The following is a 21,621-nucleotide window of genomic DNA, read 5'->3' as shown; positions in this document are numbered from 1 at the left end:
AAGCGGCAATCAAGGCCTGAAATTAATCATCAATCCTTGGTCTGACATGTTCTGCACCTGCAATCGGGGATACAAGTCCTTTAGCAAAGCCAGAGCCGACAAGGGCTTGTCGGCAGGCAAGACAGCGCTGACCGTCAAACCTTCCATACCTTGCGGATTGATCTGTGTTTTGCCGGAGTACTGGCGGGTGATCTGCTCCAGAGCCTGCGTCAAAGGCACATGTTCCAGAAGCAACTGCCGCTGATCCCAAGTGCGCATGACACGGCTTACATCGGTCTGGCGGTTCGCCCCCAAGCCTTGCGCATTAATTTGTACCTGATCGCCGGGCCCCAACTCGCGAGCGGCTTGCGGGCCCTGGGGGCGCGGATAAGCCAGCACCCGAGACGACAGTACCGTCAACAGCGTGCCTTGCGGCTGTTCCTGCACAATAAATTCAGTTCCCAAGGCTTGCGATACCGCCTGGCTGCTCAAGACCCGCAAGGGTCGATCCGGCTGCTTGGCCACCACCACCCGGACCTGCCCTTCCAGCAGCTCAATATCCCGGTACTGCTTGCTATACAAAATCTTGACCTGTGATGCTCCGGCCAACTCCAAACGAGTGCCATCCTCCAGCACCACACTGCGCCATTCTCCGGCAGCGGTCTGTACGGACTGATTGGACCAGGGCAATACAAAGGCCAGAATCGGCAAGATAAACACCACAGCCCAGAGCAGCAGCATCATGCCCTGACGCCAATCACGCAACAGCTTGGGTCGAGCCGACAACCCTGCATCCAGCGCACTACGGCCAGGGGTGGTATTGGCCTGTACCGCCAGTTTTCTGACTCTGCCCAAGACCGCTTCCATACCTGCGGCCGCCGCTTCGTGACGCGGGTCCTGCGCACGCCAGGCCATGAATTCGGCTTGGGCCTGTTCGGTGAATTGTTCGGGATCAGACAAGAGCACAACCCATTGGGCGGCCTGTCGCTCTATCTCCTCGTTGGACATGGGGCTCAAGCTGGAATCAAGGTCTGAACATGGAGCAAAGCCTGCACCAGATCATTACGCACAGTGCGTTCGCTAACCCCCAAGCTCTTGGCCACGCTTGATTGCGTTTCCCCATCCAGATAGCAGCTCAGGAACACCATGCGAGCCCGCGCGGGCAACTCGTCCAAAGCCTGAGCCAACAAGGCCAGCGCCTCCAGGGTTTGGGCGCACTGCTCTGCCGAGGGTGCTTGCGCCCCTTCGGCCAAGGTCGCCTCCAAGGCTTCCAGATAGGCTTGCTCAACCGCCATGCGTCGGCTGCGATCAATTAACAGCCTTCTGGCCGTGGCAGCCAAAAACGCACGAGGATGACGTAAATGATGAACGGTAGAGGGGGCCAACAGCAGACGCACAAAGGTGTCCTGAACCAGATCTTCCGCCGTAAAGCTGCAATGCAGACGCGCGCGCAACCACCGCAACAACCAGCTACGGTGATCTTGATAGAAATCTCCCATCCCTATGGGCGCTGACGGATAGTCCATAGACCCTGATTAAACTAATCAATAATCATTCTCATTCCAAAATTATGACATGAAAAGACGGGGATTCTGATTGCGAGCGTCGCAAGCGTCGTCTGCTCACGACAGATCATCGATGAAAACAACTGTTCGCCCTGCAGGGCCGTAAAAAAAAAGAAGTGCGTTCAGGCTGCAATCAAAAAGGCGGGCATAGCTATAAAGCCATGCCCGCCCAAAGATCTCTGCACAGATCATTGCCGCGGCGCCGGGTTACGCCCCGAATGTCAGGGGCATCTGCCAAGCTCTTACATCACAAAAGAAGGCAGTGTCAGCACGGCATGAGTGGGTTGGTAGCGAAAGCCTTCTACATCGTTCAGACGGGCTTTGGCACGACGGGACAGATGCTTGAGGACTTGGCTGCGCTCCACGGTAGGCAGTGTGGACAGTGCATTTTCGATGGTGCGACCGGACAGGTCATTAAGTGCGTAAGCAAACTCGCGAGCACCGTGGCTTTGCAGCAGCTCCAGCAGGTAGCCTTGACGCTGGCGGGATGCGGCCAGGCGCAGAGCGTCTTGCAGAGCGTTGTTGTGTGGGGCGGAACGAAACAGGTTGAGGCGGAACATAGCATTCTCCTTCGGACACAGGGGTCCAGAAAGAGTGCTCACCTCATCAGAGGGAGCCGCTTTGTGGTCCAGTGTCCAATTGACTGGTCATTAAGGAGGCTTGTCCTTTACAGGAACAAAGCCATAAAGAAGGATCAGGGTCCATTTACTTTTAAACGTGAGTAGTTAAAAAAGAAGGTGCAACGGTTTTTGCACCAACAGTATTTTCGCATCTGAGTGTGGGCTTGTCTGCCAGGCATTGGCACACTTTCCATCGCTTTGCAGACATCAAATTTATACTTAGGGATATGTCTCCTGAGCCGTCCTCACAAGCACTCAGCCCTGCCCGACCTTCCTGCGCCAGGGCCAGTAAGAACACGGACTCAGGTGCAGGAAACCGGCCATTTCATTAGAAGTGATGCGTCACACCCAAAGCCACACGGCTGCTACGCGGTTCGCTGGCACTGGCTGCCGTTTCCATATCAAAGCGACGTCCTTGAGCCGCAAAGGCATAGACGCTGGTGCGGGGCGACAAGGCATGCACGTAGCCCACAGACATCACCTGAATGCGACGTGCGCGCTCATCGGTATCCTCCCAGGTCCAGTTCGGACGGCCCAAAGACCATTGCAGCTGGAACTCGCCCTTGCCTACAGGAATCGCCGTGCCCACATACCAGGTGTCCAGTCGGCCACCGTTGATGAACTCCGCCGGGCCCAAGCCTTCCAAGCCCTTGTCTTGCAGATGGGCAGGACCATCATCACCATTCAGGCCCACAAAGCCATTGCTCTGACGGCTCCAGCCAGCTGCAAGACGGGCTACCTCAAAGTCATAGCTCGCACCCAATTGCCAGGCCGTAGGACGATGGGACTCGACACGACTCAAGCTCTCGTAACTGGCCCCCAACAGCCAGGGGCCGTCCTCGTAGCGCAAAGCGAGGCTATAGAGTTTGCTGCGGGACCCTCCCAGGCCCTGCTCGCCCACATCCGCGCTATAGCTGGCGCCTAACTGCATACCCGCCCATTCCGGGCTGCGCCAGCTGAACTGATTGGAGATCTGGTAGTTGTCCGAAGCACGCATCAAAGCGCCCATACCAAAGTCTTTCCAGGAACCTACTTCAATGGCAGAGACAAATTCCTGGCCCACGGTGTACTGGCGTCCAAAACGCAGCTCGCCCCAGTTATCACTGCCCAGACCCAGCCAGGCCTGATAGTTGAACAGACGCCCGGAATCCTCGGCCCGGCCTGTGGCCAGATCAATACCGCTTTCCAGATTGAAGGTGGCGCGCAGCCCATCGCCCAGATCCTCATGGCCGCGAATCCCCCACAGCGAGTCCGTCTGCCCACCGCTTAACACGTCGCGCTGCGAGCCTTCGCCGCTCACGCGAGTCCAACCCAAACCGGCATCCAAAGTGCCATAGAGCTGCACCGAGGTTTCAGCATGGCTGTGGCTGGGCATCATCAGCGCTCCTGCAAGACCAAACAGGGCCACGCCAGCTGCCAAAGAAGCGGCTTTGCTCAATTGAAAAGGACTGCACTCCAGCACACGACGCCAGCCGCAGGCCACAGGAACAGGTTCACGCATCAGAACTCCTAACAAGGTTTGATTACCCGTCGCCACCACCACACCTTGTGCGGTCCCGGCCACAACCCGGTCGCCCATGGCGCATGTCTCGGGAGCAGCCTGCAAAATGGCACGGTTCAGAATCAGGTGATCCTGATGGATCAAGCGCAGATCCGCCGGCACGTAATCACCGGCAGACAGCAGCACGATATCGCCAGTCACGAGCATACGAGCCGGCACGCGGGACTGGTGATCCCGTGCCAGATCGTACATGGTCAAATCGCGGCGCACCTGACAGGTTTGTTTTTTCATGGTCTGGACCACTTGGGTCAGATCAGCGGGGCTGGAACGCAGTACCCGTACTTGATTGGGGCCGTTCTGTATCAGACGGCGCAACACTTCATCAAAGGCCAGGCCATGGCGCTGGGTATTCAAGGCTTGCAACACTTGTGGCACGCTGCGGGTGGCGTAGTAGCTCAGCGCACAGTGGGCGCGGCGTACCAGACGCACCGGGCTCTGGTGTACGACGGCGCTGTGATCGGGATGGAAAAACCGGCTTGCATTCATGGGTACCTCTACACCTTGGTGCAGGGACGGCCACCCCGCTCTGAAAAGCTAAGGATGTGTTTACCGTCGCAGTGGAAAGACAAAAATCGCGAATTGATTCGGGTAGGAGTTAGCGCCTAACCGGGCCAGCACACAGCACTCCCCCTTAACGCAACGCGCCCGATTTCTTGATTGTCCAGATCGGTACCGCCGTCAACACCAACACGGTCACCAACTGCACCCACATGGTGCCCTCCCAAGATAACTCGGGCATGACATGGAAGTTCTGACCGTACCAGTTGATCAAGGCTGTACCGGGCACCAGCAAGGCCCACAGCACCGTAAAGACCTTGGTCACGTTCAGGTCGCTCATGGCCACGGACTCTCCGGCGGCACGCCAATGAAAACGCTGGCGTTCAATGGCGAAATGCGCACGGCGCTGCATACCTTCAATGGCGGCAATCAGCTCGTCCACTCGGCTCAACTCCAGGCTTTTTTCCTGATACACCCAGCGGCGCAAGCGTTGTGCGGCCTGCTCCAGATCGTCAATGGAATGCATCACATGAGACAGCGGTTTGTGCAGGGTTGCCATATGGCTGTCCAGATCAATCATGTCCTCGGCACCGCGCGAATAGTCCGTGCCGACATTGGACAGAAAGCCGCGCAAGGACAGGGTCGAGACACTCAGGCCCTGATCAATACGGTCCAGCACTTGCGAGGTCTGCGCCAGCAATTGATACAGCAAAGTCAAAGCCAGGGCATGGGAGCTGGCCAAGGACATTTCCTGGGCACTCAAGCGCTCCAGAGCCTGGCCGGGACGCAGCAGACGATGGCCAGTTTCCACGGTATACAAAGGCTGATCGTCCTGCCCCAAACACCAGATCAGGTCAGACACCTGCATCTGTTCGTCACTCACTCGCACACAGCGTATGCGTGTGGCCATCCCCAGGCTGGCCTGGGCTTGTGGCAGCAAGTCCACGCGATACAACTTGCCCAGATCTTCCAGCGCCTGACGGTCAGGGGCCTGCAAGCGCCGCCAGGAAGCCATATCCTTGAAACGGGCCGTCATCGCATCCACCCTTTACGCTTTACATAGGCCAAGGGAGCCAAGGCAAATACGGCGGTCATGCCCATGACCAGCCACTCGCCACCGATAATTTCCAGCTCGGGCATATTGGCAAAGTTCTGGCCGTAAAACGCCGCGATCAGCGTAGGCGGCAAGAACACTGCAGTAACCACTGTAAAGACCTTGATCACCTGGTTCTGCTTCAAATCCAGCGTGGTCATCAAGGACTGCTGCAAGTTGCGGATCTTGTTGTGCTGAAAGCGGGCATAACGACGCAAGCTTTGAATATCCGAGAGCAACATGGACAGGTTCTCTGCGCTTTCGCCACCGGGCGTACGACGCAGCCAACGGCCTGCGCGAGCCAGCATCAATTGCCCTTCCACGGTTTTGGCGACCAACTCCTCGGCCTCTCCCAGACCGATGGCGGTACTGGCAATATCCGCCACCCCGGCCTGACGGCCGGAGGTATCAAAGCCGCCACTGGCTGCCGCCACCGTATCGCTGCGTTCGTCCAGACGCCCGGCAATATCGGAAATCGTGGCACGAGCCTGGTCGTTCAGAGCCTGCAGGATCATGAACAGAATTGAAGCGGGACTGGGCACGGCGTGCCCGGCCTCTACCCTGGCGTTCAACTGCTGGCTGACACGCTCCAAGGTATCAACCCGCACGTCCTGCTCCACGCTGATCAGGCGGTCCTTGCTCAAGACGAACAGCAGGCTGGTTTCGCGGTACTGCTGGCCCTGACGTATCACCATCTCCACGGGAATCAGAATAAAGCCCGCTTCTTCCGCGGCAGCACGGCCCCGTTTGACGCTCAGGTCCAGGCCCAGTTTGGCTTGCGCCTCGGCCAGTTCATCGTGCCGGCTGGCCGACAGCTGCAACCATGCCGTTTTTTGCCCGCGCTTGTCGCTCAGGCTGGACACCACCGCGCCCCCCTGTTTTTTTTCAGTCATGGCTTAGTCCTCGCTTTGTACCTGTTCCGCTTCCGGGGAAACCATGTAGTGGCCATACAAATGCAGACCGGCAAAACTGCCCAGAATCAGGATGTACAGCACCACCACCGCAATCATGATTTCGCGCTCGATATGCGCGGTGCGTGGGCGGTTGGCACGCGCCCGGTCAATGGCCTGACGGCGCTGCTGGACGGCCGCGTTGGAGTCCGACTGCAGGCTCAAGTCTTCATTCCAGACCAGTCCGCGTAATTTATCCGAGCCTGCCGTTGCCACCTCGGTACTGCTTTTCAGTGTGTTCAACATACGAAATTCTTCCCATTCATTTAAGTATCAAAGGCAGCGCGCTCTAGCGCAGCCAGCCCCGGTGTTTCACATAGATCAGCGGCAACATGGAGAACAAGGCGGTGGAAATAATCCCCACTATCTCGGCGTGCTCCCATTGCAGAATCGGCATATAGGCAAAGTTCATGCTGTAGTAGGTTGAAATCAGCATGGCGGGCAGGAACACGGCGGTCACCACCGAGAACACTTTCACAATCTGGTTCTGCTTCACGTTCAGCGCCATATTGTTGGTGGTCTGCAAAAGGCGGACGCGGTCGTGCACAAAGTTCACCTGCTTTTCCACGGCCTCGATGTCGTCGATCAGGGTATGAAAAACAGGCTTCAGTTTTTCCTGATCTGCGGGTAAACGCGCCAGGGCATGACGAGCAGCCATGGCCAGCTGCAATTGGCTTTCCAGGCAGTCGGACAAGAGTTCTTCTACTTCGCTCAAATCCATCTGGGTGGAGACCACATCACTGACGCCAAAGTCCCGGTCCTTGGTTTCCAGGCTGTTGAGCACGGCGTTGGTCTGAGTCAGCACCTTGCCCAGATCGTGGCTCAGGGAGTCCAGCAGTTCATCGGTGGCATCGTTAATGGATTGCAAAATCACCGCAAAGCTTTCAAAGGCGTCGTTCTCGCGACCATCACGCTGCAAGCGCTGCAGGGCCTGGGCCAGTGGCTTGGGGCTGGGATCAGGTTCAATGGACACCAAGGCTTCGCGGCTCAGGATGAACACAACACGGCTGGCTTTCTTCTGACCCTTGTCCACGTTCAGAAACGTCACAGGCACAAAGCTGAAGGGGCCTTCCTGTGTGGGACTGTTCTGCAAGGTCTGTGGAATTTCCACGCCCAGCTTTTTACGAAGGCCACTGATCTGCTCGGCGGCATGGATGCTGATGCGCATCCAGTTATTGGGCTGGCCGTCGTTGCCAAAGAGCGGCGGCGTTTTACCTTGGTCCGTCATTGTTGATCTCCATCAGAACGGGTCTCTTGGGTGCTGGACGCATCGGGCGACGGCGTCGTGGTACCCATGTAAAAGCTGGAATGCGAGCCGGAGGTAGAACTGGTCCGGGTTTCCAGGTGCGAGTTGCTGAAAAACAGCCAGCTCACCACCACAATCAAAATGCCCCACGAAGACAGCAGCATGGAAAAGGACAGACGCTCGTAGCGCGACCAACGCTTGCGACCCTTGAGCGGTGCAACACTGGGGCGACGCGCCGAGCGGGTCCAGACCTGGGCGGCCAGCGAGTTGTCCTGATACGGTTTGCTGCTCAAGGAAGAGGGAATGGTTTGCGGCATAGCACTCTTTTGGGTTGATGAAAGCCACAGCAGCCGTCCATGACGGTGCGACCCCCGCATGGGCTGGTCTGCTGTGACAGGTTGAACAGAAAAGGGGTAGGGTCCAGTGCTCAAGAGCGCTGGGGCTGGCGATACTCACGCAGCCAGTCCTGCGTGCCGTAGCGGTGCGGGAACAGGGTGAACAGGCTGGGCGACGGGCCATGAGTGCGGCGGCGACCCAAATGCCCTACTCGCACGCCGGTATGCATGGCGTTGTAGACCTGACTGCGATCAAACGCGGGAAGCATGGCCAGAACATCGGCGCGGACACAAGCCGACAGCTCGGGCAAGGCCTGGGCAAAAGCCAAGGTGCCGTGCGAGGCCAGCAAGTCGCACACGGCGACAGGACGGTAAGTGGCGACAGCCATACGCAAAGCGCGCTGCAAGCTATCGTGAGGGCGGGAAAACAGCATGAGATTCTCCTGGGCACACGGCCACAGAAGCACCCCACACGTCTTAGACCGTGAGGAACCTGGAGCCGGTGCTCAATTCGCAATGGGGTTTCATGCGGACATGAAACGCGGGGCGCAACGCAAATGTGCGTCTTTCAGATTCAGGGTCAGGGCCCAAGAACGTGCTCCTTTAACAATCAAACAATGCCAATCGAACTCAAGCCCCAGGTACATCAGCACCTGAGGCTTGTGTCCGAGCGATAAAACAGAAAGAACGGATGAAATCTACGGATCCCTCAATAAAAATCCCGTTCTTGAGGAACAACAGAATTTTCGCATCGCAACCCTGGCAGGGCCAGCCTGCATTGGGGCCTTGCGCATGGCCTTAAACATAAGGCGAATATGCCAAGGTATATATTTGCCACAGCCACAGGCCAATCGCGCTCGCATCCGTGGCCAGCCCCCTGCCCGAGCCAAATCCCTATCGCACACCAGCAAGCCGGCATACGGGTTTTCCTGCGGGCACCGGCCAAATGGATTATTCTTGCAGTGTTTGCCCTGCAAAAAACCAATTCTTTATCCGTCAACAAAGACGGATGCGCAACAAAGCACCACCATGACCCAAACAGTGAACAACGATCCCTTTATCCTGGCCGGAACCAGCTACCAATCCCGGCTATTGGTAGGCACCGGTAAATACAAAGATTTTGATGAAACTCGTCAGGCTATTGAAGCCAGCGGCGCTGAAATTGTGACGGTGGCCATTCGCCGCACCAATATCGGCCAGAACGCCAACGAGCCCAATCTGCTCGATTACCTGGCCCCCTCCAAATACACCCTGCTGCCCAACACCGCGGGTTGCTATACCGCCGAGGACGCCGTGCGTACCTTGCGTCTGGCCCGCGAACTGCTGGACGGCCACAAACTGGTCAAACTGGAAGTGCTGGGCGACTCCGGCAATCTGTTCCCCAATATGCCCGAAACCCTGAAAGCCGCAAAAACTCTGGTGGATGAAGGCTTTGATGTGATGGTGTATTGCGCCGACGACCCTATCCAGGCTCGTATGCTGGAAGACATTGGCTGTGTCGCCATCATGCCCCTGGCCTCCCTGATCGGTTCGGGCATGGGCATCATCAACCCCTGGAACCTGCGCCTGATCATCGATCAGAGCCAGGTGCCTGTGCTGGTCGATGCCGGTGTCGGTACAGCCTCGGATGCGGCTATTGCCATGGAACTGGGCTGTGATGGTGTCCTGATGAACACCGCCATTGCCGGTGCCCGCCAGCCTGTGATGATGGCCAGCGCCATGAACCTGGCTGTACAAGCCGGTCGTCAGGCTTATCTGGCTGGCCGTGTGCCCCGCAAATACTACGATGCCGACCCCAGCTCCCCCACCGAAGGGCTGATTCACTCCCGTACCTGATTGAGACATGATTCCCAACACGCTGACCATTGCCGGGGTTGACCCCTCCGGCGGCGCCGGTATTCTGGCTGATGTCAAAGCCATGAGCGCCCTGGGTGCTTATGCCACCGCTGTGATTGCCGCTTTGACGGCACAAAATACTCAAGGGGTAACCGGTATCAGCCCGGTTCCTGCCGACTTTGTGCGCCAGCAGATTGATACGCTGTTTGCCGATGTGCGCATTGATGGTGTCAAGATCGGCATGTTGGGCCAGGAGGCCGTCACCACCGTGGTGGCCGAGCGCATGGCTCACTTCAAACCCAGGCATCTGGTGCTGGACCCGGTAATGATCGCCAAAAGCGGCGATCATCTGCTGGAAAAGTCGGCCGTCCATGCCCTGCGGGAACAGTTAGTGCCCCAGTGCACCATGATCACGCCCAATCTGCCCGAAGCCGGTGTCCTGCTGGACGCCCGCCCGGTAGAAACCGTCAAGGAAATGCGTCAGGCTGCCGAGCGTCTGCGTCGCCTGATGAGTCACAGCGATCAACGCTGGGTCTTCCTGAAAGGCGGTCACCTGCCCGGTTCGGACTGCATAGACTTGCTGCACGATGGCGACAAGATGATCGAAATGCCCGCCAAACGTATTGATACTGCCAATACGCACGGCACCGGCTGCACCTTGTCGGCTGCGCTGGCCGCCCTGCTACCCCAATACAGCAATGTGCCTGACGCTGCTCTGGCTGCCAAAAAGTACTTGTACGAAGCCATTGCCCGTTCGGGTGAACTGACAGTGGGCAGCGGACACGGTCCGGTGCATCACTTCCATAAACTGTGGCCATCGTCCTGATACGTGCCGTTTGATCGGGCCGCTTGAAGGCCCCTGTCTTATGTCTACACTTGGAATTATTGTCGCCATGCGCGAAGAGCTGGAGATTGTGCTGGAGCGCTTGCAAGAGCCCCAGACCATCCAGCGCGCCGGCATGGATTTTCATCGCGGCAGCTATCTGGGCAAGCCCGTTGTGGCCGTGGTTTGCGGCGTGGGCAAGGTCAACGCCGCCGCCTGCACCCAGATGCTGATCTCGGAATTTGCCGTGGGCAGCATTATCAATATCGGCATTGCGGGTGCGGTTGAGCCCAGCATCCGGCCGGGCGATATCGTCATTGCCGATACCCTGGTCCAGCACGATGTGGAACTGAAAGCCCTGGGTCTGGCGCCGGGACAGGTTTTCCGTCTGGATACCTTCGATTTCCCCGCCGATCCCGCCCTGCTGACCGTGGCTCAAACCGCCGCCCAGCAGATCGAAGGCCATCAGGTCCACACGGGCCGAATTGTTACCGGCGACCAATTTATAGCATGTAACGATAAAATACAGTGGTTAAGCGCCACCTTCAACGCTTTAGCCTGCGAAATGGAAAGTGGCGCCATTGCCCAGGTGTGCTATCTGAACAAGGTACCTTTTGTCTGCATACGCAGTATTTCAGACAATGCCAACAGTGAAGCGCACATGGATTTTGATACCTTCTTGCCCATTGCCGTCAACAACGCCAGCACCTTGCTCCATGCAATGGTGCCGTCCTGCTAAGCCCAACTGCGCATCTTTATCGATGTGCTGGCTTATAATCGGCTCTTTGCCAAGCCTTTAGTTTTCTGGAAGCTATGAACCATTTTGCGCTGTCTGAACTCGAACGTGCCCGTTACTACATGGTGGAACAACAAATCCGTCCCTGGAACGTATCCGACGAAAAAGTGCTGCAAGCATTGGTCGAGGTCCAGCGCGAACGCTTTGTTCCCTCGTCCTTGCGCCCTTCGGCCTTTTCGGACACCGAGCTGCCACTGATCATCAATGCCGTGGACACGCATGAGACCATGCTCTCGCCCAAAGTCGAAGCCCGTCTGACTCAAGAGCTGCTGCTGCAGCCTAGCGACGGTGTGCTCGAAATTGGTACCGGCTCGGGCTACCAGGCTGCTTTGCTGGCTCACCTGTCCCAACAAGTTACCTCCATCGAAATTGACAGCAAACTGGCCGCTTTCGCCCAGGAAAACCTGCAGCGCAACAATGTGCGCAACGTCAAGGTTGAAGTGGGTGACGCGCACGCAGGCTGGGGCACCACCGAGTACGACGCCATTCTGGTCACCGGCTCCGTGCCCACCATTCCTGATGCTTTGAAGTACCAGCTCTGTATCGGCGGTCGTCTGGTTGTAGTGGTCGGTCAAAACCCGGTCATGACGGCTGTACGTATTACTCGCACCAGCGCGGCCAGCTTCGAGACTACACCCCTGTTCGACACCTGGATCAAACCGTTGCGCGGCACCGCCGTTTCGCAATTCCGCTTTTAAGCACATATGCGGTTCATGACTCCCTTGCGCCTGGCATTGCTTTCGCTGCTTGCCTTAAGTAGCACCGCCCAGTCGCAAGATCTGCTGCAGGCCTGGAACCAGGCCCTGGCACATGAACCGCAGTTTGGCGCTGCGCAAGCTGCGCATCAAGCCGATCAGGAACAAGTACCCCAAAGCCGGGCACAACTGTTGCCGCAGATAAGCGCCATCGGCACAGCCGAACTACAAGAGCGGCGTCAAACCAGCAAGCTGTCCAATCAGCATTCCAGTGACCGAGCTGCCTGGACCTTGACGCTGAGCCAACCCGTGTACAACCGTAATGCCTGGGCCCGTTACGAACGTGCCCAATTACTGGCGCAGGGTGCGGATATTCAGCTGACGCTGGATCGGCAAGATTTGATGCTGCGCGTCAGCCAAAGCTATTTTGATGTGCTGGCTGCGCAAGATACGCTGTCTACCCTGAAAGCCCAGCAAGCCGCCATTGACGAGCAATTACGTGCTGCTGATCAGAACTTTCAGCTGGGTGGCACCACGATTACCGATACCTACGAAGCCAAATCGCGCCTGGACCTGACCCGGGCTGGCGTCTTGCAGGCTGAAAATGCCCTGCAGGTGGCTCAGGACAAGCTGGCTGCGCTGACGCTGGAGCGTTATGACACGCTGGCGCGCCTGCGTGAGCCTTTACGCCTTCCCGCCCCGCAGCCTGCGAATTTGCAAGACTGGCTGGATCAGTCCAGCCAATCCGGCTTGACCGTGGCACTGGCTGATATCAAGGCCCGTGCTGCCGAAGAGCAGTTGAAAAGCACCCAGGCCCTGCACGAACCCACCCTGGCCCTGAAAGCCCAAACCGGCAGCGGTAGCGACCAGACTCTGTTTGGCCAAGCGGGCGGTGGCCCACGTTCGCTGAACAGCGCTTTAGGTCTGGAGTTAAGCATCCCGATTTTCCGTGGTGGTGAAACCAGCTCGCAAGTACGCGAACAAAGCTCGCGCCTGCAACAGGCCCGCTACGATCATCAGTTCGCTATTCAGCAATCCATCCAGCAGACGCGCCAGTACTTCTCTGGCGTCACCACAGGTCTGGTCCGTGTGCAGGCACTGGAAGCAGCCACCAAATCCAGTCAGGACGCCCTGGAGGCCAACAAGCTGGCTTACGAGGTCGGTGTACGTGTAAACATCGATGTACTCAATGCCCAACAGCAGTTGTATGAAGCGCAACGCAGCTTGGCCCAAGCGCGTTACGAAGTTCTGATGAACAGCCTGCGCCTGAAAGCAGCCAGCGGCACCTTGAACGAAAACGATCTGCGTGCTGTCAACGATCTGCTTGAACCGGCGTCCTGAAGCCTGCGCTGGCAAAAAATACAGTCTAGGCACCGCAATCTGGCCTTTAAAAGCAGAACCTCGAGCTCACGACTTAGAAGCAAAAAAATCCCGGACCAAGCCGGGATTCAACACATCAATTTGTCCTGTGCTTTTAGTCGCGCAGCTTCTTGACCAGTGCTGTCGTGGAACGCTGGAACTCGAAGGGAATCGCAACTGCATCGCCACCCCAGCTACGCACTAAAGCCGTTTCAGGCAAGGCTTCCATATCGTAGTCGCCGCCCTTCACGATCAAGTCCGGACGCAGCGCCGCGATCAGGGCTTCGGGCGTGTCCTCGTCAAACAAGACCACCGCATCCACGCAGGCCAGCGCAGCCAGCAAGGCAGCGCGATCCTGCTCGGGATTGATGGGGCGCTCCGGCCCCTTGTTCAGACGGCGCACCGAGGCATCGGTATTCACACCGACAATCAGCGAGGCACCCAATTGGGCAGCCTCGTCCAAGTAGCTGACATGCCCACGGTGCAAGATATCAAACACACCGTTAGTAAAGACCAGCGGGCGCTCCAGGCGCCCCTGCTCCACCGCTTCACGCAAGGCATCCAGACCCATCACCTTGGCCTCGAAACGTGCGCTCATATCAAGCCTGCACCAGCGTCGAATCAGAGCCGACCTGACGTGCCAGATCCTTGCGGTAGCGGTTCAATTCCTGCACGGTCTCGAACGAGCTACCCATCAGCAGCGACATATTGTGCAAGATGCGCGAGCTGACCTTGTGCTCCCATTCCTTGTCGAAACGAATCTGCGTATCCAGCCAGTTTTCCAGCCAACCGGGCGATGGCAGCTTGGACTGCACAGTATCTTCCGGGAACATGGCTTTGTTCACGTGCAAGTTGGTGGGGTGCAACGCCTGCGCGGTGCGATGAGCAGAAGCCATCAGAACACCAATCTTGGAGAAAGCCAGACGGGCTTGCAGGCCAAATTCCTGGCCCTTGTGCACCAGGGCACGCTTCATGTAGCGCAAGTAAGCACCGGCGTGACGAGCCTCGTCCTGAGCCACGATCTTGTAGATGGCCTTGATCACCGGCTCGGTATGCCAGTCGGCAGCACGGCGGTACCAGTGGTTCAGGCGCACTTCGCCGCAAAAGTGCAGCATCAGCGTTTCCATGGCCGGGGCCGGATCGAAGTCAAAACGCACCTTGTGCAGTTCTTCTTCGGTAGGCATCAGCTCGGGGCGGAAACGGCGCAGGTATTCGATCAGAACCAGCGAGTGCTTTTGTTCTTCAAAGAACCACACGGACATAAAAGCGCAAAAATCGCTGTCATCTTTATTGTCACGCAGGAACATTTCGGTAGCAGGCAAGGCTGCCCACTCGGTAATGGCGTTCATTTTGATGGTGTAGGCTTGCTCGTCTGTAAGCTTGCTGCCATCAAAGTCATCCCACGGTATGTCATGCGCAAAATTCCAGCGCACCGCTTCCATGGATTTAAATAAGTCATGGTAAAGCATAACGATTCCTAAAAAGAATCAAGCGGTTCCTTGAGGGCGGCCATTCACCGTCCGGAAGGCGCCGGAAAGCGCCAGCTTAGCAATCAGCTGGCGGACCTGCGTCTATCGTAGAACCTGCAGTTATCAGAAATATGTCAGCCACAAAAAAACTGACGCGTTGCGGGGTCGTCACACTTATCGCCCCACCAAAGCCCAGATGGCCACCCCGACCGCAACCGCCAATACAGCACATAAGGCAGTCAATAATCGGTTGGTCTGCTGCTGCGACTGGCGCAGCAGCTTGAGTTCCTGGTTCAACGCCTGCCCTGTCTCTGGCCTATTCAAAGCGGAATACACCAGACGCGGAAGCTGCGGCATGATCTGGGCCCACTGCCCTGCTTCCTGTTTCAAACGCGAATAAAAGCCCGATGGACCAATACGCTGGTACATCCACTTTTCCAGATAAGGTTTGGCGGTATCCCACAGATCCAGCTCCGGATCCAGATCCCGCCCCATCCCTTCCACATTCAGAAGGGTTTTCTGCAGCAGCACCAGCTGCGGCTGAATTTCTACATTGAACCGGCGCGAGGTCTGGAACAGGCGCAACAGCACTTGCCCCAGCGAGATCTCGGACAAGGGCCGATCAAAATACGGTTCACATACCGCGCGTACCGAGCCTTCCAGCTCCTCTTCACGGGTTTCAGGTGGCACCCAGCCGGACTCGATGTGCAATTGAGCCACCCGGCGGTAATCGCGCCGGAAAAAAGCCAGGAAGTTTTGCGCCAGATAGTTTTTGTCGAACTCGGACAGCGAACCCACAATGCCAAAGTCCAGGGCAATATAACGGCCCAAGCTCTCCGGTGCATCCGAGACATAAATATTGCCGGGGTGCATGTCGGCATGGAAAAAACCGTCGGTAAACACCTGGGTGAAGAAAATTTCTACCCCTTTGCGGGCCAGATCCTTCAAATCCACATTGGCGGCGCGCAGGCGATCAATCTGGTTGACCGGGATGCCCTTCATGCGGTCCATGGTGAACACGGTCGAGGCGCAATAGTCCCAATGCACTTCAGGCACGATCAAAAGCTGGGTACGCTCTACATCTTTGGTGAAGTTGCGGCGTAGCTGACTGCAGTTGGAGGCTTCGCGTATCAGGTCCAGCTCGTCGTTCAGGTACTTGTCGAACTCGGCCACCACTTCGCGCGGTTTCAGGCGACGGGCATCCGGGCCCAGCCGTTCCATGAACGCAGCCAGCACGCGCATCAGACGCAAGTCTTTATGGATGACCTCGCGCATGCCAGGGCGCAACACCTTCACGGCTACTTCGCGGCCATTATGCAGCTCGGCAAAGTGAACCTGCGCAATCGACGCCGAAGCGATGGGTTCGCGATCAAACTTCTGGAACAGTTCGTAAGGCGAAGCACCCAGGGCCTTCTGAATTGTGGCTTCCGCCACCTCCGAAGGGAACGGCGGCACGCGGTCCTGCAGCAACGCCAGTTGCTCGGCAATATCCAGCGGGATCAAATCCCGGCGAGTGGAGAGCACCTGGCCGAATTTAACGAAGATGGGCCCCAGACTTTCCAGGGCCAGCCGTAAACGTACGCCACGTGGCAGCTTGGGTTTGCGACCCAGGCGCACAATGCGCAACATACGTGATGCCCAAGGGTGGCGGATGCTCGATAGCACCAGCTCGTCCAGGCGATAACGGAATACAACCAGCAAAATGGTCAGCAGACGACACAAGGAGAACATGCTCAGGACTCCCGCCGACGCGCGTCAAGACGCTTCAAACGCTGGTCCAGTTCGTCCAGACGTTGGACCAAACCAGCCGATTGCTCGCGCATCCGTTCCAGTTCGGGGCGGGTAACCAGTAAAGCACTTTCTTCAGTCAAGTATTCGCTGGCATTGCCTGCCAAACGCTGGCCCAGATCCCGCAAACCGGAAACGGCCCGGCGCGCCCCGCTGAACAGACGCACCGCCATGACATCACCCACAATTTTGGCCAGATCATGCTCGGCATCCCAGCGCAGATTGGCCGCCAGGTCCGACACCAGATTGGCCAGCCCAGCCTCGCCTTGCACATGCATTAACTGGGCGACACGGCTGAAATCACCGTCTTGAAGAATTTGTGGCAGTTCAGGTAGCTTGTCCTGAGGCAGTGTCAACGTGACATCCGGCACGACGGCAGGATGGCCCTGCTCCAGCTTTCCTTGAGAGCTGATGGTGTAGACCAGTTGCAAACGGCCCACAATCAGCGACACGGTTTTACCTGCATGGCTGCGCAAACGCTCACGCGCCCAATCCTCGCGATCAAGCAAGGCATTGAGCAAACGCACGCCCACGGCGCCAGGTTCTAGGAATGAAGGGATACCAAGCATGTCCATGCAAGTCTACTGCCGGGGCAAGTAAACCAGTCCAATTAAAACAGCCAGTTTAACCCGACACAGACACGGCCGGATGTACAGGGCGGCAGGAACACGGGCAGATGGGATCACAGCGAAACGGGAGCGCTCATAACAGAACAGCCGCCTGGGTAAGAAGGCGGCTGTCTGTATAGATAGAGATCAAGCGTTGGGGTCAACCGGGATCTGCTGAATACCAGCCAGCAGCCAGCCTGCGCCGTCGGCCTTGAACAGATTCCAGACTTCCTCAAAGCGGAAAGCCTCTGCACCCACTTCTTCACGCAGCATACCGGAGTAGCGCACGCTGGCCAGGTGGCCGTCGGCTACTTTTTCGATACCCAGCAGCTCTGCATTGAGCAGTACCACTTGAGTTACGTTCTCGCCTTGGCGCTGAGCGATTTGAGGAGCGGCTTCCTTGAGCAGGTCGTCGGTCAGGAAGGTACGCAGTTGTTCCACGTCGCCCTTGTCCCACAGCTTCTGGATTTCCACGAACTGGGTCTTGGCATTGGCAAGGAACGTAGGCGTGTCGAAATCACCGGGGATGAACCAGCTCTCGTCTACTGGCGGCGCTGGAACAGCGGCGGCAGCAGCGGGCTGAGCAGCTGGAGCGGCAGCAGGCATAGGTGCTGGCGCAGCTTGGGGCTGCTTCCATGGGCTGGGAGCAGGATCAGCATTGCGCATCATGGACTGACCACCGGCTTGTTGCATGGCAGGACGAGCAGCCGAGCCACGCAGACGACGCACGATGAACAGAACGGCGAAGACCACCAGACCGATCAACAAGAGGCTGGACATCATTTCCAGGAAAGCACCGCCCAGACCCATGCTGGACAGCAAGGCGGCAATACCCAGACCAGCGGCGATACCGGCGATCGGGCCCAGGAAGCGGGACATGCCCGACTTGGCAGCGGTACCAGCCGCAGCCGTACCGGCAGCAGCGGCACCCGCAGCAGGCGTAGCCGAGCGAGTCGCGTTATTCGCTGCAGCAGGAGGCGTCGCTGCCGAGCGGTTGCTGGTAATGTTGGAGGATTGGCGGCCAAAACTGGAGCCACCACCCATGCGTCGTGCTTCCGCATCATAAGAAACGGTCAGCAAGGCGCCGGTGCTAAAAGCCAATACAGCGGCCATGAAATAACGAGAAAGCCGTCCAGACATAGTCACAAACTCCTGACCAGAACAAGCGCTTAACACACAGGGTTTTGACGCCCCCGGCCATGCCATCCCAGTCGATTATTCAAGAAAACTTACGATAAGCTGAACATTAACATGACAAGTTCTCATGCACCATGTTTTTTTTACCGTTCATTACAGACAAAAAACGAACGGCACCAGAAGGTGCCGCTGTATATAGAGAGGGAACGCCTGGCATCAATCCAGGCGGATGCCTTCGTGCAGCGCGGCTACGCCGGCTGTCAGATTGAAATACTGCACGCGCTCCAGACCCACTTCGCGCATCATGTCGGCCAGAGTTTCCTGATCGGGGTGCATGCGAATGGATTCAGCCAGATAGCGGTAGCTTTCCTCGTCCTTGGCAACAAACTTGCCAATACGGGGCAGGATATTGAAGGAATACCAGTCATACGGGGCCTGCAAAGGCTTGGCCACGCGGGAAAACTCCAGCACCAGCAATTTGCCGCCCGGACGCAACACCCGCTTCATTTCAGCCAGTGCGCGATCCTTGTGCGTCATATTGCGCAAGCCAAAGGCCACCGAGACGCGATCAAAATAGCCGTCAGGAAAAGGCAGGTGCTCGGCATCACAGACCGTAACGGGCGTGATGATGCCCTTGTCCTGCAAACGATCACGACCCACGCGCAGCATGGAGCTATTGATATCGGTATGCCAGACCTCGCCGTCCGCACCGGCCTGACGCGCAAAAGTCTTGGTCAAATCACCCGTACCCGCGGCAATATCCAGCACTTTCATGCCGGGACGCACTGCTGCGCGACCAATCGTGAAGGCTTTCCAGATACGGTGCAGGCCGCCCGACATCAGATCGTTCATAATGTCGTAGTTGTTAGCCACCGAATGAAAAACCTGGGCTACTTTGCCCGCTTTTTCGTTTTCGGCCACGGTTTGAAAACCGAAGTGCGTATCGGCGTTCTGGGCGGAGGAGGTTTGAGGACGCTGTTTTTCCATAGTGCATAATCGTAACGCAGATTTCCCGGTACAGAAACGAAAATCCGGCTCGCTGAGCGCTCCCCTTTTTTACACATTCACAAACCTGAAACATTAACGCCATATGATGGCGCTATTACGTGCAGTCAGGGATTTGAAGCGCCTGCCGTATTGCCCTTGAGCCGCCTGATGACAACAGCAGGCCCCGCGCCCAAGCACAATACAGACAGCCAGCCTGACCCTCTATTATTTTTTATCGGACCAGTCTGAAGCTAACAATGAGTACAAGCATATTAGTCGTGGAAGATGAGCCTGCGATCCAGGAACTGATCTCTGTCAATCTGTCTTTTGCCGGCCATAAAGTGCTGCGCGCCTTCGATGCCGAACAAGCCCAGATCCTCATTCGCGCGGAACTGCCTGATTTGATTCTGGTGGACTGGATGCTGCCCGGCTCCTCGGGCATCAATCTGGCCCGCAAACTGCGCTCGGACGAACGTACCCGTCATATTCCGGTCATCATGCTGACCGCCAAAGGCTCGGAACAGGACAAGGTCGATGGCCTGGAAGCCGGTGCGGACGATTACATCACCAAGCCTTTCTCGCCCAAAGAACTGATTGCCCGCATCAAGGCCGTATTGCGCCGCCGCGCTCCCCAGCTAACTGACGATGTGATCTCCATCGGCACCCTGCAGCTGGACCCCAGCACGCACCGTCTGTCCAGCCAGGGCATGGCGCTGACCATCGGGCCTACCGAGTTCCGTCTGCTGCATTTTTTCATGACACACACCGAGCGCGTATTCACCCGCTCCCAGTTGCTGGACCAGGTGTGGGGCGACCATGTATTTGTAGAAGAACGTACGGTAGACGTGCACATTCGTCGCTTGCGCAAGGCGCTGGAGCCTAGCGGACACGACAAACATATTGAAACGATTCGTGGCTCGGGCTATCGTTTTGCCCTTTCCCCACTGGAAAAGGCGCCGACCGCCTGATCCCATGTTCAGCATATTTACGTCTATTGTTATCTGGGCCCTGTTGGGCAGCTTGATCGGCTGGTGGCTAGGGCCATTCACCGGTCTGGCCTTGTTTTGTGGTGGCCTGTTATTGCTGGTTGTCATCAGCACCCTGCAGCTTTCCCGCGTTGAACGCTGGACCCGCAACCTGAATGATCCTCCGCCCCCCGCAGTTGGCCCCTGGGACGCCATTCTGGCCCCCATCTACCGCCAACTGCGCCGTGATCGCCAGGAAATTCAGGATCTGAATCGTTACGTAGACGGCATCATGATGGCCGCCGAGGCCCTGCCCGACGGTGCCATTACCCTGAATGGGGAGATGGAACTGCAATGGTGCAACCAGACCGCCTGTGAGCACATAGGCCTGAATCTGGCCACGGACCGCCATCACAGCATCTTCAATATCCTGCGCGAACCCGAGTTTTCTCGTTACGCCCGTCAGCCTCAATGGGATGGCCCTTTGCTGCTGCATCTGAGCAAAGACGGACGTGAGCGCTCCTTGCTGCTGCAATTAACCCCTTATGGCCTGGGCCAGTTCCTGATCGTGACGCGTGATGTCACCCAGGTGGAAATGCTGGAGACTACCCGCAAGGACTTTGTGGCCAATGTCTCCCATGAACTGCGCACACCGCTTACCGTCTTGCTGGGTTTTCTGGAAACCCTGCAGGACATGCCGCCCGAAAGCTTGCCTTTGGAACAGCGTCAACGCTACGAGCAGATGATGCTGGAGCAGACTCGCCACATGCAGTCGATTGTGTCCGACTTGCTGACCTTATCCACGCTGGAATCCTCACCCACAGTGGAAGGGGAGACGGTACAGGTCAGCCAGTTGATTGAAAGCGCGCTGAAACAAGGCGAGGCTATTTCTGGCGGCCAGCACAGCTTTGTCACAGATCTGGACCCTCGCATTGCCATTCAGGGCATGGAAACCGAACTGAGCTCGGCTGTCTCCAACCTGATTACCAACGCGGTGCGCTATACCCCCAAGGATGGCACCATCACCGTGCGCTGGTATCTGAATGACAATGGCGAGGCCTGTTATTCGGTGCAAGACACGGGCATCGGTATTGCCGCCCAGGATATTCCCCGCCTGACCGAACGCTTTTACCGCGTAGACAAGGGCCGTTCCCGCTCCACCGGCGGTACGGGTCTGGGCCTGGCCATCACCAAACACATCATCGTGCGACATAACGCCGACCTGCAAATCCAGAGCCGTCTGGGTGTGGGCAGCGTATTTATGTTGCGTTTCCCCAAGAGCCGGGTTCGACTCCAGGACAGCTAGAACAT

The 21,621-nt window shown here is 57.4% G+C and carries 23 protein-coding genes; 7 read left to right on the top strand and 16 right to left on the bottom strand.

What is annotated here, in order from left to right; all coding sequences use genetic code 11:
- Nucleotides 1-9 precede the first annotated feature (9 nt).
- The 10 genes from WFM49_RS15095 to WFM49_RS15050 all read right to left on the bottom strand — a co-directional run bounded on the left by WFM49_RS15095 (nt 10) and on the right by WFM49_RS15050 (nt 8,281).
- On the bottom strand, nt 10-987 hold the full coding sequence (locus tag WFM49_RS15095; protein ID WP_336974093.1) for a FecR family protein: 978 nt from the start codon (nt 985-987) through the stop codon (nt 10-12).
- A 5-nt stretch (nt 988-992) separates the two neighbouring features.
- Complete coding sequence (locus WFM49_RS15090) at nt 993-1,505, bottom strand: sigma-70 family RNA polymerase sigma factor (RefSeq protein WP_250756160.1); 513 nt, start codon at nt 1,503-1,505, stop codon at nt 993-995.
- A 281-nt stretch (nt 1,506-1,786) separates the two neighbouring features.
- On the bottom strand, nt 1,787-2,104 hold the full coding sequence (locus WFM49_RS15085; RefSeq protein WP_336974090.1) for a hypothetical protein: 318 nt from the start codon (nt 2,102-2,104) through the stop codon (nt 1,787-1,789).
- A 388-nt stretch (nt 2,105-2,492) separates the two neighbouring features.
- Nucleotides 2,493-4,211, bottom strand: coding sequence for a porin (locus WFM49_RS15080; RefSeq protein WP_336974087.1), 1,719 nt, complete (start codon nt 4,209-4,211; stop codon nt 2,493-2,495).
- 145 nt (nt 4,212-4,356) lie between these two features.
- Entirely contained in the window at nt 4,357-5,259 is a 903-nt protein-coding gene (locus tag WFM49_RS15075) for a CorA family divalent cation transporter (protein ID WP_009458713.1), read from the bottom strand.
- Entirely contained in the window at nt 5,256-6,209 is a 954-nt protein-coding gene (locus WFM49_RS15070; RefSeq protein ID WP_250756163.1) for a magnesium transporter CorA family protein, read from the bottom strand. The genes WFM49_RS15075 and WFM49_RS15070 overlap by 4 nt, the downstream gene beginning before the upstream one ends.
- A 3-nt stretch (nt 6,210-6,212) precedes the next feature.
- Nucleotides 6,213-6,512 (bottom strand): hypothetical protein, encoded by a 300-nt coding sequence (locus WFM49_RS15065; RefSeq protein ID WP_009458709.1) that lies wholly within the window; start codon nt 6,510-6,512, stop codon nt 6,213-6,215.
- A gap of 43 nt (nt 6,513-6,555) precedes the next feature.
- Nucleotides 6,556-7,494, bottom strand: coding sequence for a CorA family divalent cation transporter (locus tag WFM49_RS15060; protein ID WP_336974081.1), 939 nt, complete (start codon nt 7,492-7,494; stop codon nt 6,556-6,558).
- The gene (locus WFM49_RS15055; RefSeq protein ID WP_179136473.1) at nt 7,491-7,829 is read right to left on the bottom strand and encodes a hypothetical protein; all 339 of its coding nucleotides are present in this window, start codon (nt 7,827-7,829) and stop codon (nt 7,491-7,493) included. The genes WFM49_RS15060 and WFM49_RS15055 overlap by 4 nt, the downstream gene beginning before the upstream one ends.
- Before the next feature lie 110 nt (nt 7,830-7,939).
- A complete protein-coding gene (locus tag WFM49_RS15050) occupies nt 7,940-8,281 on the bottom strand; it encodes a hypothetical protein (protein WP_336974077.1) in 342 nt (113 codons plus the stop codon).
- 595 nt (nt 8,282-8,876) lie between these two features.
- On the opposite strand from WFM49_RS15050, the gene WFM49_RS15045 reads away from it, so the two are divergent.
- The 5 genes from WFM49_RS15045 (at nt 8,877) to WFM49_RS15025 (ending at nt 13,338) form a co-directional block, all read left to right on the top strand.
- Nucleotides 8,877-9,683 carry a thiazole synthase gene (locus WFM49_RS15045; protein WP_336974074.1) on the top strand — a complete coding sequence of 269 codons (807 nt, stop codon included), beginning with the start codon at nt 8,877-8,879 and terminating at the stop codon, nt 9,681-9,683.
- Nucleotides 9,684-9,690: 7 nt separating this feature from the next.
- On the top strand, nt 9,691-10,509 hold the full coding sequence (gene thiD / locus WFM49_RS15040) for a bifunctional hydroxymethylpyrimidine kinase/phosphomethylpyrimidine kinase (RefSeq protein ID WP_336974072.1): 819 nt from the start codon (nt 9,691-9,693) through the stop codon (nt 10,507-10,509).
- Between the two features lie 40 nt (nt 10,510-10,549).
- Entirely contained in the window at nt 10,550-11,245 is a 696-nt protein-coding gene (locus WFM49_RS15035) for a 5'-methylthioadenosine/adenosylhomocysteine nucleosidase (RefSeq protein WP_035270343.1), read from the top strand.
- A gap of 74 nt (nt 11,246-11,319) precedes the next feature.
- Entirely contained in the window at nt 11,320-12,000 is a 681-nt protein-coding gene (locus WFM49_RS15030; protein ID WP_009458702.1) for a protein-L-isoaspartate O-methyltransferase family protein, read from the top strand.
- Between the two features lie 15 nt (nt 12,001-12,015).
- Complete coding sequence (locus tag WFM49_RS15025; protein WP_088452020.1) at nt 12,016-13,338, top strand: TolC family outer membrane protein; 1,323 nt, start codon at nt 12,016-12,018, stop codon at nt 13,336-13,338.
- A 133-nt stretch (nt 13,339-13,471) separates the two neighbouring features.
- Here the strand turns inward: WFM49_RS15025 and rfaE2 are convergent, their stop codons facing one another.
- From rfaE2 to ubiE, 6 genes are all read right to left on the bottom strand, one after another.
- Complete coding sequence (gene rfaE2, locus WFM49_RS15020) at nt 13,472-13,954, bottom strand: D-glycero-beta-D-manno-heptose 1-phosphate adenylyltransferase (protein ID WP_250756165.1); 483 nt, start codon at nt 13,952-13,954, stop codon at nt 13,472-13,474.
- A gap of 1 nt (nt 13,955) precedes the next feature.
- Nucleotides 13,956-14,825 (bottom strand): ferritin, encoded by an 870-nt coding sequence (locus WFM49_RS15015; RefSeq protein ID WP_026484472.1) that lies wholly within the window; start codon nt 14,823-14,825, stop codon nt 13,956-13,958.
- 174 nt (nt 14,826-14,999) lie between these two features.
- On the bottom strand, nt 15,000-16,556 hold the full coding sequence (gene ubiB / locus WFM49_RS15010; RefSeq protein WP_022983639.1) for a ubiquinone biosynthesis regulatory protein kinase UbiB: 1,557 nt from the start codon (nt 16,554-16,556) through the stop codon (nt 15,000-15,002).
- Nucleotides 16,557-16,558: 2 nt separating this feature from the next.
- The gene (locus tag WFM49_RS15005) at nt 16,559-17,188 is read right to left on the bottom strand and encodes a ubiquinone biosynthesis accessory factor UbiJ (RefSeq protein ID WP_009458697.1); all 630 of its coding nucleotides are present in this window, start codon (nt 17,186-17,188) and stop codon (nt 16,559-16,561) included.
- Nucleotides 17,189-17,368: 180 nt separating this feature from the next.
- Nucleotides 17,369-18,361 carry a Tim44 domain-containing protein gene (locus WFM49_RS15000; RefSeq protein WP_009458696.1) on the bottom strand — a complete coding sequence of 331 codons (993 nt, stop codon included), beginning with the start codon at nt 18,359-18,361 and terminating at the stop codon, nt 17,369-17,371.
- A 213-nt stretch (nt 18,362-18,574) separates the two neighbouring features.
- Nucleotides 18,575-19,345: a bifunctional demethylmenaquinone methyltransferase/2-methoxy-6-polyprenyl-1,4-benzoquinol methylase UbiE gene (gene ubiE / locus WFM49_RS14995; RefSeq protein ID WP_026484476.1), complete on the bottom strand. Its 771-nt coding sequence runs from the start codon at nt 19,343-19,345 to the stop codon at nt 18,575-18,577.
- 257 nt (nt 19,346-19,602) lie between these two features.
- On the opposite strand from ubiE, the gene phoB reads away from it, so the two are divergent.
- The gene (gene phoB, locus WFM49_RS14990; protein WP_250756166.1) at nt 19,603-20,313 is read left to right on the top strand and encodes a phosphate regulon transcriptional regulator PhoB; all 711 of its coding nucleotides are present in this window, start codon (nt 19,603-19,605) and stop codon (nt 20,311-20,313) included.
- Nucleotides 20,314-20,317: 4 nt separating this feature from the next.
- Nucleotides 20,318-21,616, top strand: a complete 1,299-nt coding sequence (gene phoR / locus WFM49_RS14985; RefSeq protein ID WP_009458690.1) for a phosphate regulon sensor histidine kinase PhoR — start codon at nt 20,318-20,320, stop codon at nt 21,614-21,616.
- The last annotated feature ends 5 nt before the right edge of the window (nt 21,617-21,621 follow it).

Source organism: Alcaligenes sp. PF14, from assembly GCF_037150615.1.
GTDB classification, from domain to species: Bacteria; Pseudomonadota; Gammaproteobacteria; order Burkholderiales; family Burkholderiaceae_B; genus Alcaligenes; species Alcaligenes phenolicus.
Note: the sequence above shows the minus strand (reverse complement) of the source record. Positions and strands in the feature narration are given on the sequence as shown.

Coding starts and splice junctions, on each gene's coding strand:
- WFM49_RS15095 (WP_336974093.1), bottom strand. CDS start 987: ATGTCCAACGAGGAGATAGAGCGACAGGCCGCCCAATGGGTTGTGCTC.
- WFM49_RS15090 (WP_250756160.1), bottom strand. CDS start 1,505: ATGGACTATCCGTCAGCGCCCATAGGGATGGGAGATTTCTATCAAGAT.
- WFM49_RS15085 (WP_336974090.1), bottom strand. CDS start 2,104: ATGTTCCGCCTCAACCTGTTTCGTTCCGCCCCACACAACAACGCTCTG.
- WFM49_RS15080 (WP_336974087.1), bottom strand. CDS start 4,211: ATGAATGCAAGCCGGTTTTTCCATCCCGATCACAGCGCCGTCGTACAC.
- WFM49_RS15075 (WP_009458713.1), bottom strand. CDS start 5,259: ATGACGGCCCGTTTCAAGGATATGGCTTCCTGGCGGCGCTTGCAGGCC.
- WFM49_RS15070 (WP_250756163.1), bottom strand. CDS start 6,209: ATGACTGAAAAAAAACAGGGGGGCGCGGTGGTGTCCAGCCTGAGCGAC.
- WFM49_RS15065 (WP_009458709.1), bottom strand. CDS start 6,512: ATGTTGAACACACTGAAAAGCAGTACCGAGGTGGCAACGGCAGGCTCG.
- WFM49_RS15060 (WP_336974081.1), bottom strand. CDS start 7,494: ATGACGGACCAAGGTAAAACGCCGCCGCTCTTTGGCAACGACGGCCAG.
- WFM49_RS15055 (WP_179136473.1), bottom strand. CDS start 7,829: ATGCCGCAAACCATTCCCTCTTCCTTGAGCAGCAAACCGTATCAGGAC.
- WFM49_RS15050 (WP_336974077.1), bottom strand. CDS start 8,281: ATGCTGTTTTCCCGCCCTCACGATAGCTTGCAGCGCGCTTTGCGTATG.
- WFM49_RS15045 (WP_336974074.1), top strand. CDS start 8,877: ATGACCCAAACAGTGAACAACGATCCCTTTATCCTGGCCGGAACCAGC.
- thiD (WP_336974072.1), top strand. CDS start 9,691: ATGATTCCCAACACGCTGACCATTGCCGGGGTTGACCCCTCCGGCGGC.
- WFM49_RS15035 (WP_035270343.1), top strand. CDS start 10,550: ATGTCTACACTTGGAATTATTGTCGCCATGCGCGAAGAGCTGGAGATT.
- WFM49_RS15030 (WP_009458702.1), top strand. CDS start 11,320: ATGAACCATTTTGCGCTGTCTGAACTCGAACGTGCCCGTTACTACATG.
- WFM49_RS15025 (WP_088452020.1), top strand. CDS start 12,016: ATGACTCCCTTGCGCCTGGCATTGCTTTCGCTGCTTGCCTTAAGTAGC.
- rfaE2 (WP_250756165.1), bottom strand. CDS start 13,954: ATGAGCGCACGTTTCGAGGCCAAGGTGATGGGTCTGGATGCCTTGCGT.
- WFM49_RS15015 (WP_026484472.1), bottom strand. CDS start 14,825: ATGCTTTACCATGACTTATTTAAATCCATGGAAGCGGTGCGCTGGAAT.
- ubiB (WP_022983639.1), bottom strand. CDS start 16,556: ATGTTCTCCTTGTGTCGTCTGCTGACCATTTTGCTGGTTGTATTCCGT.
- WFM49_RS15005 (WP_009458697.1), bottom strand. CDS start 17,188: ATGGACATGCTTGGTATCCCTTCATTCCTAGAACCTGGCGCCGTGGGC.
- WFM49_RS15000 (WP_009458696.1), bottom strand. CDS start 18,361: ATGTCTGGACGGCTTTCTCGTTATTTCATGGCCGCTGTATTGGCTTTT.
- ubiE (WP_026484476.1), bottom strand. CDS start 19,345: ATGGAAAAACAGCGTCCTCAAACCTCCTCCGCCCAGAACGCCGATACG.
- phoB (WP_250756166.1), top strand. CDS start 19,603: ATGAGTACAAGCATATTAGTCGTGGAAGATGAGCCTGCGATCCAGGAA.
- phoR (WP_009458690.1), top strand. CDS start 20,318: ATGTTCAGCATATTTACGTCTATTGTTATCTGGGCCCTGTTGGGCAGC.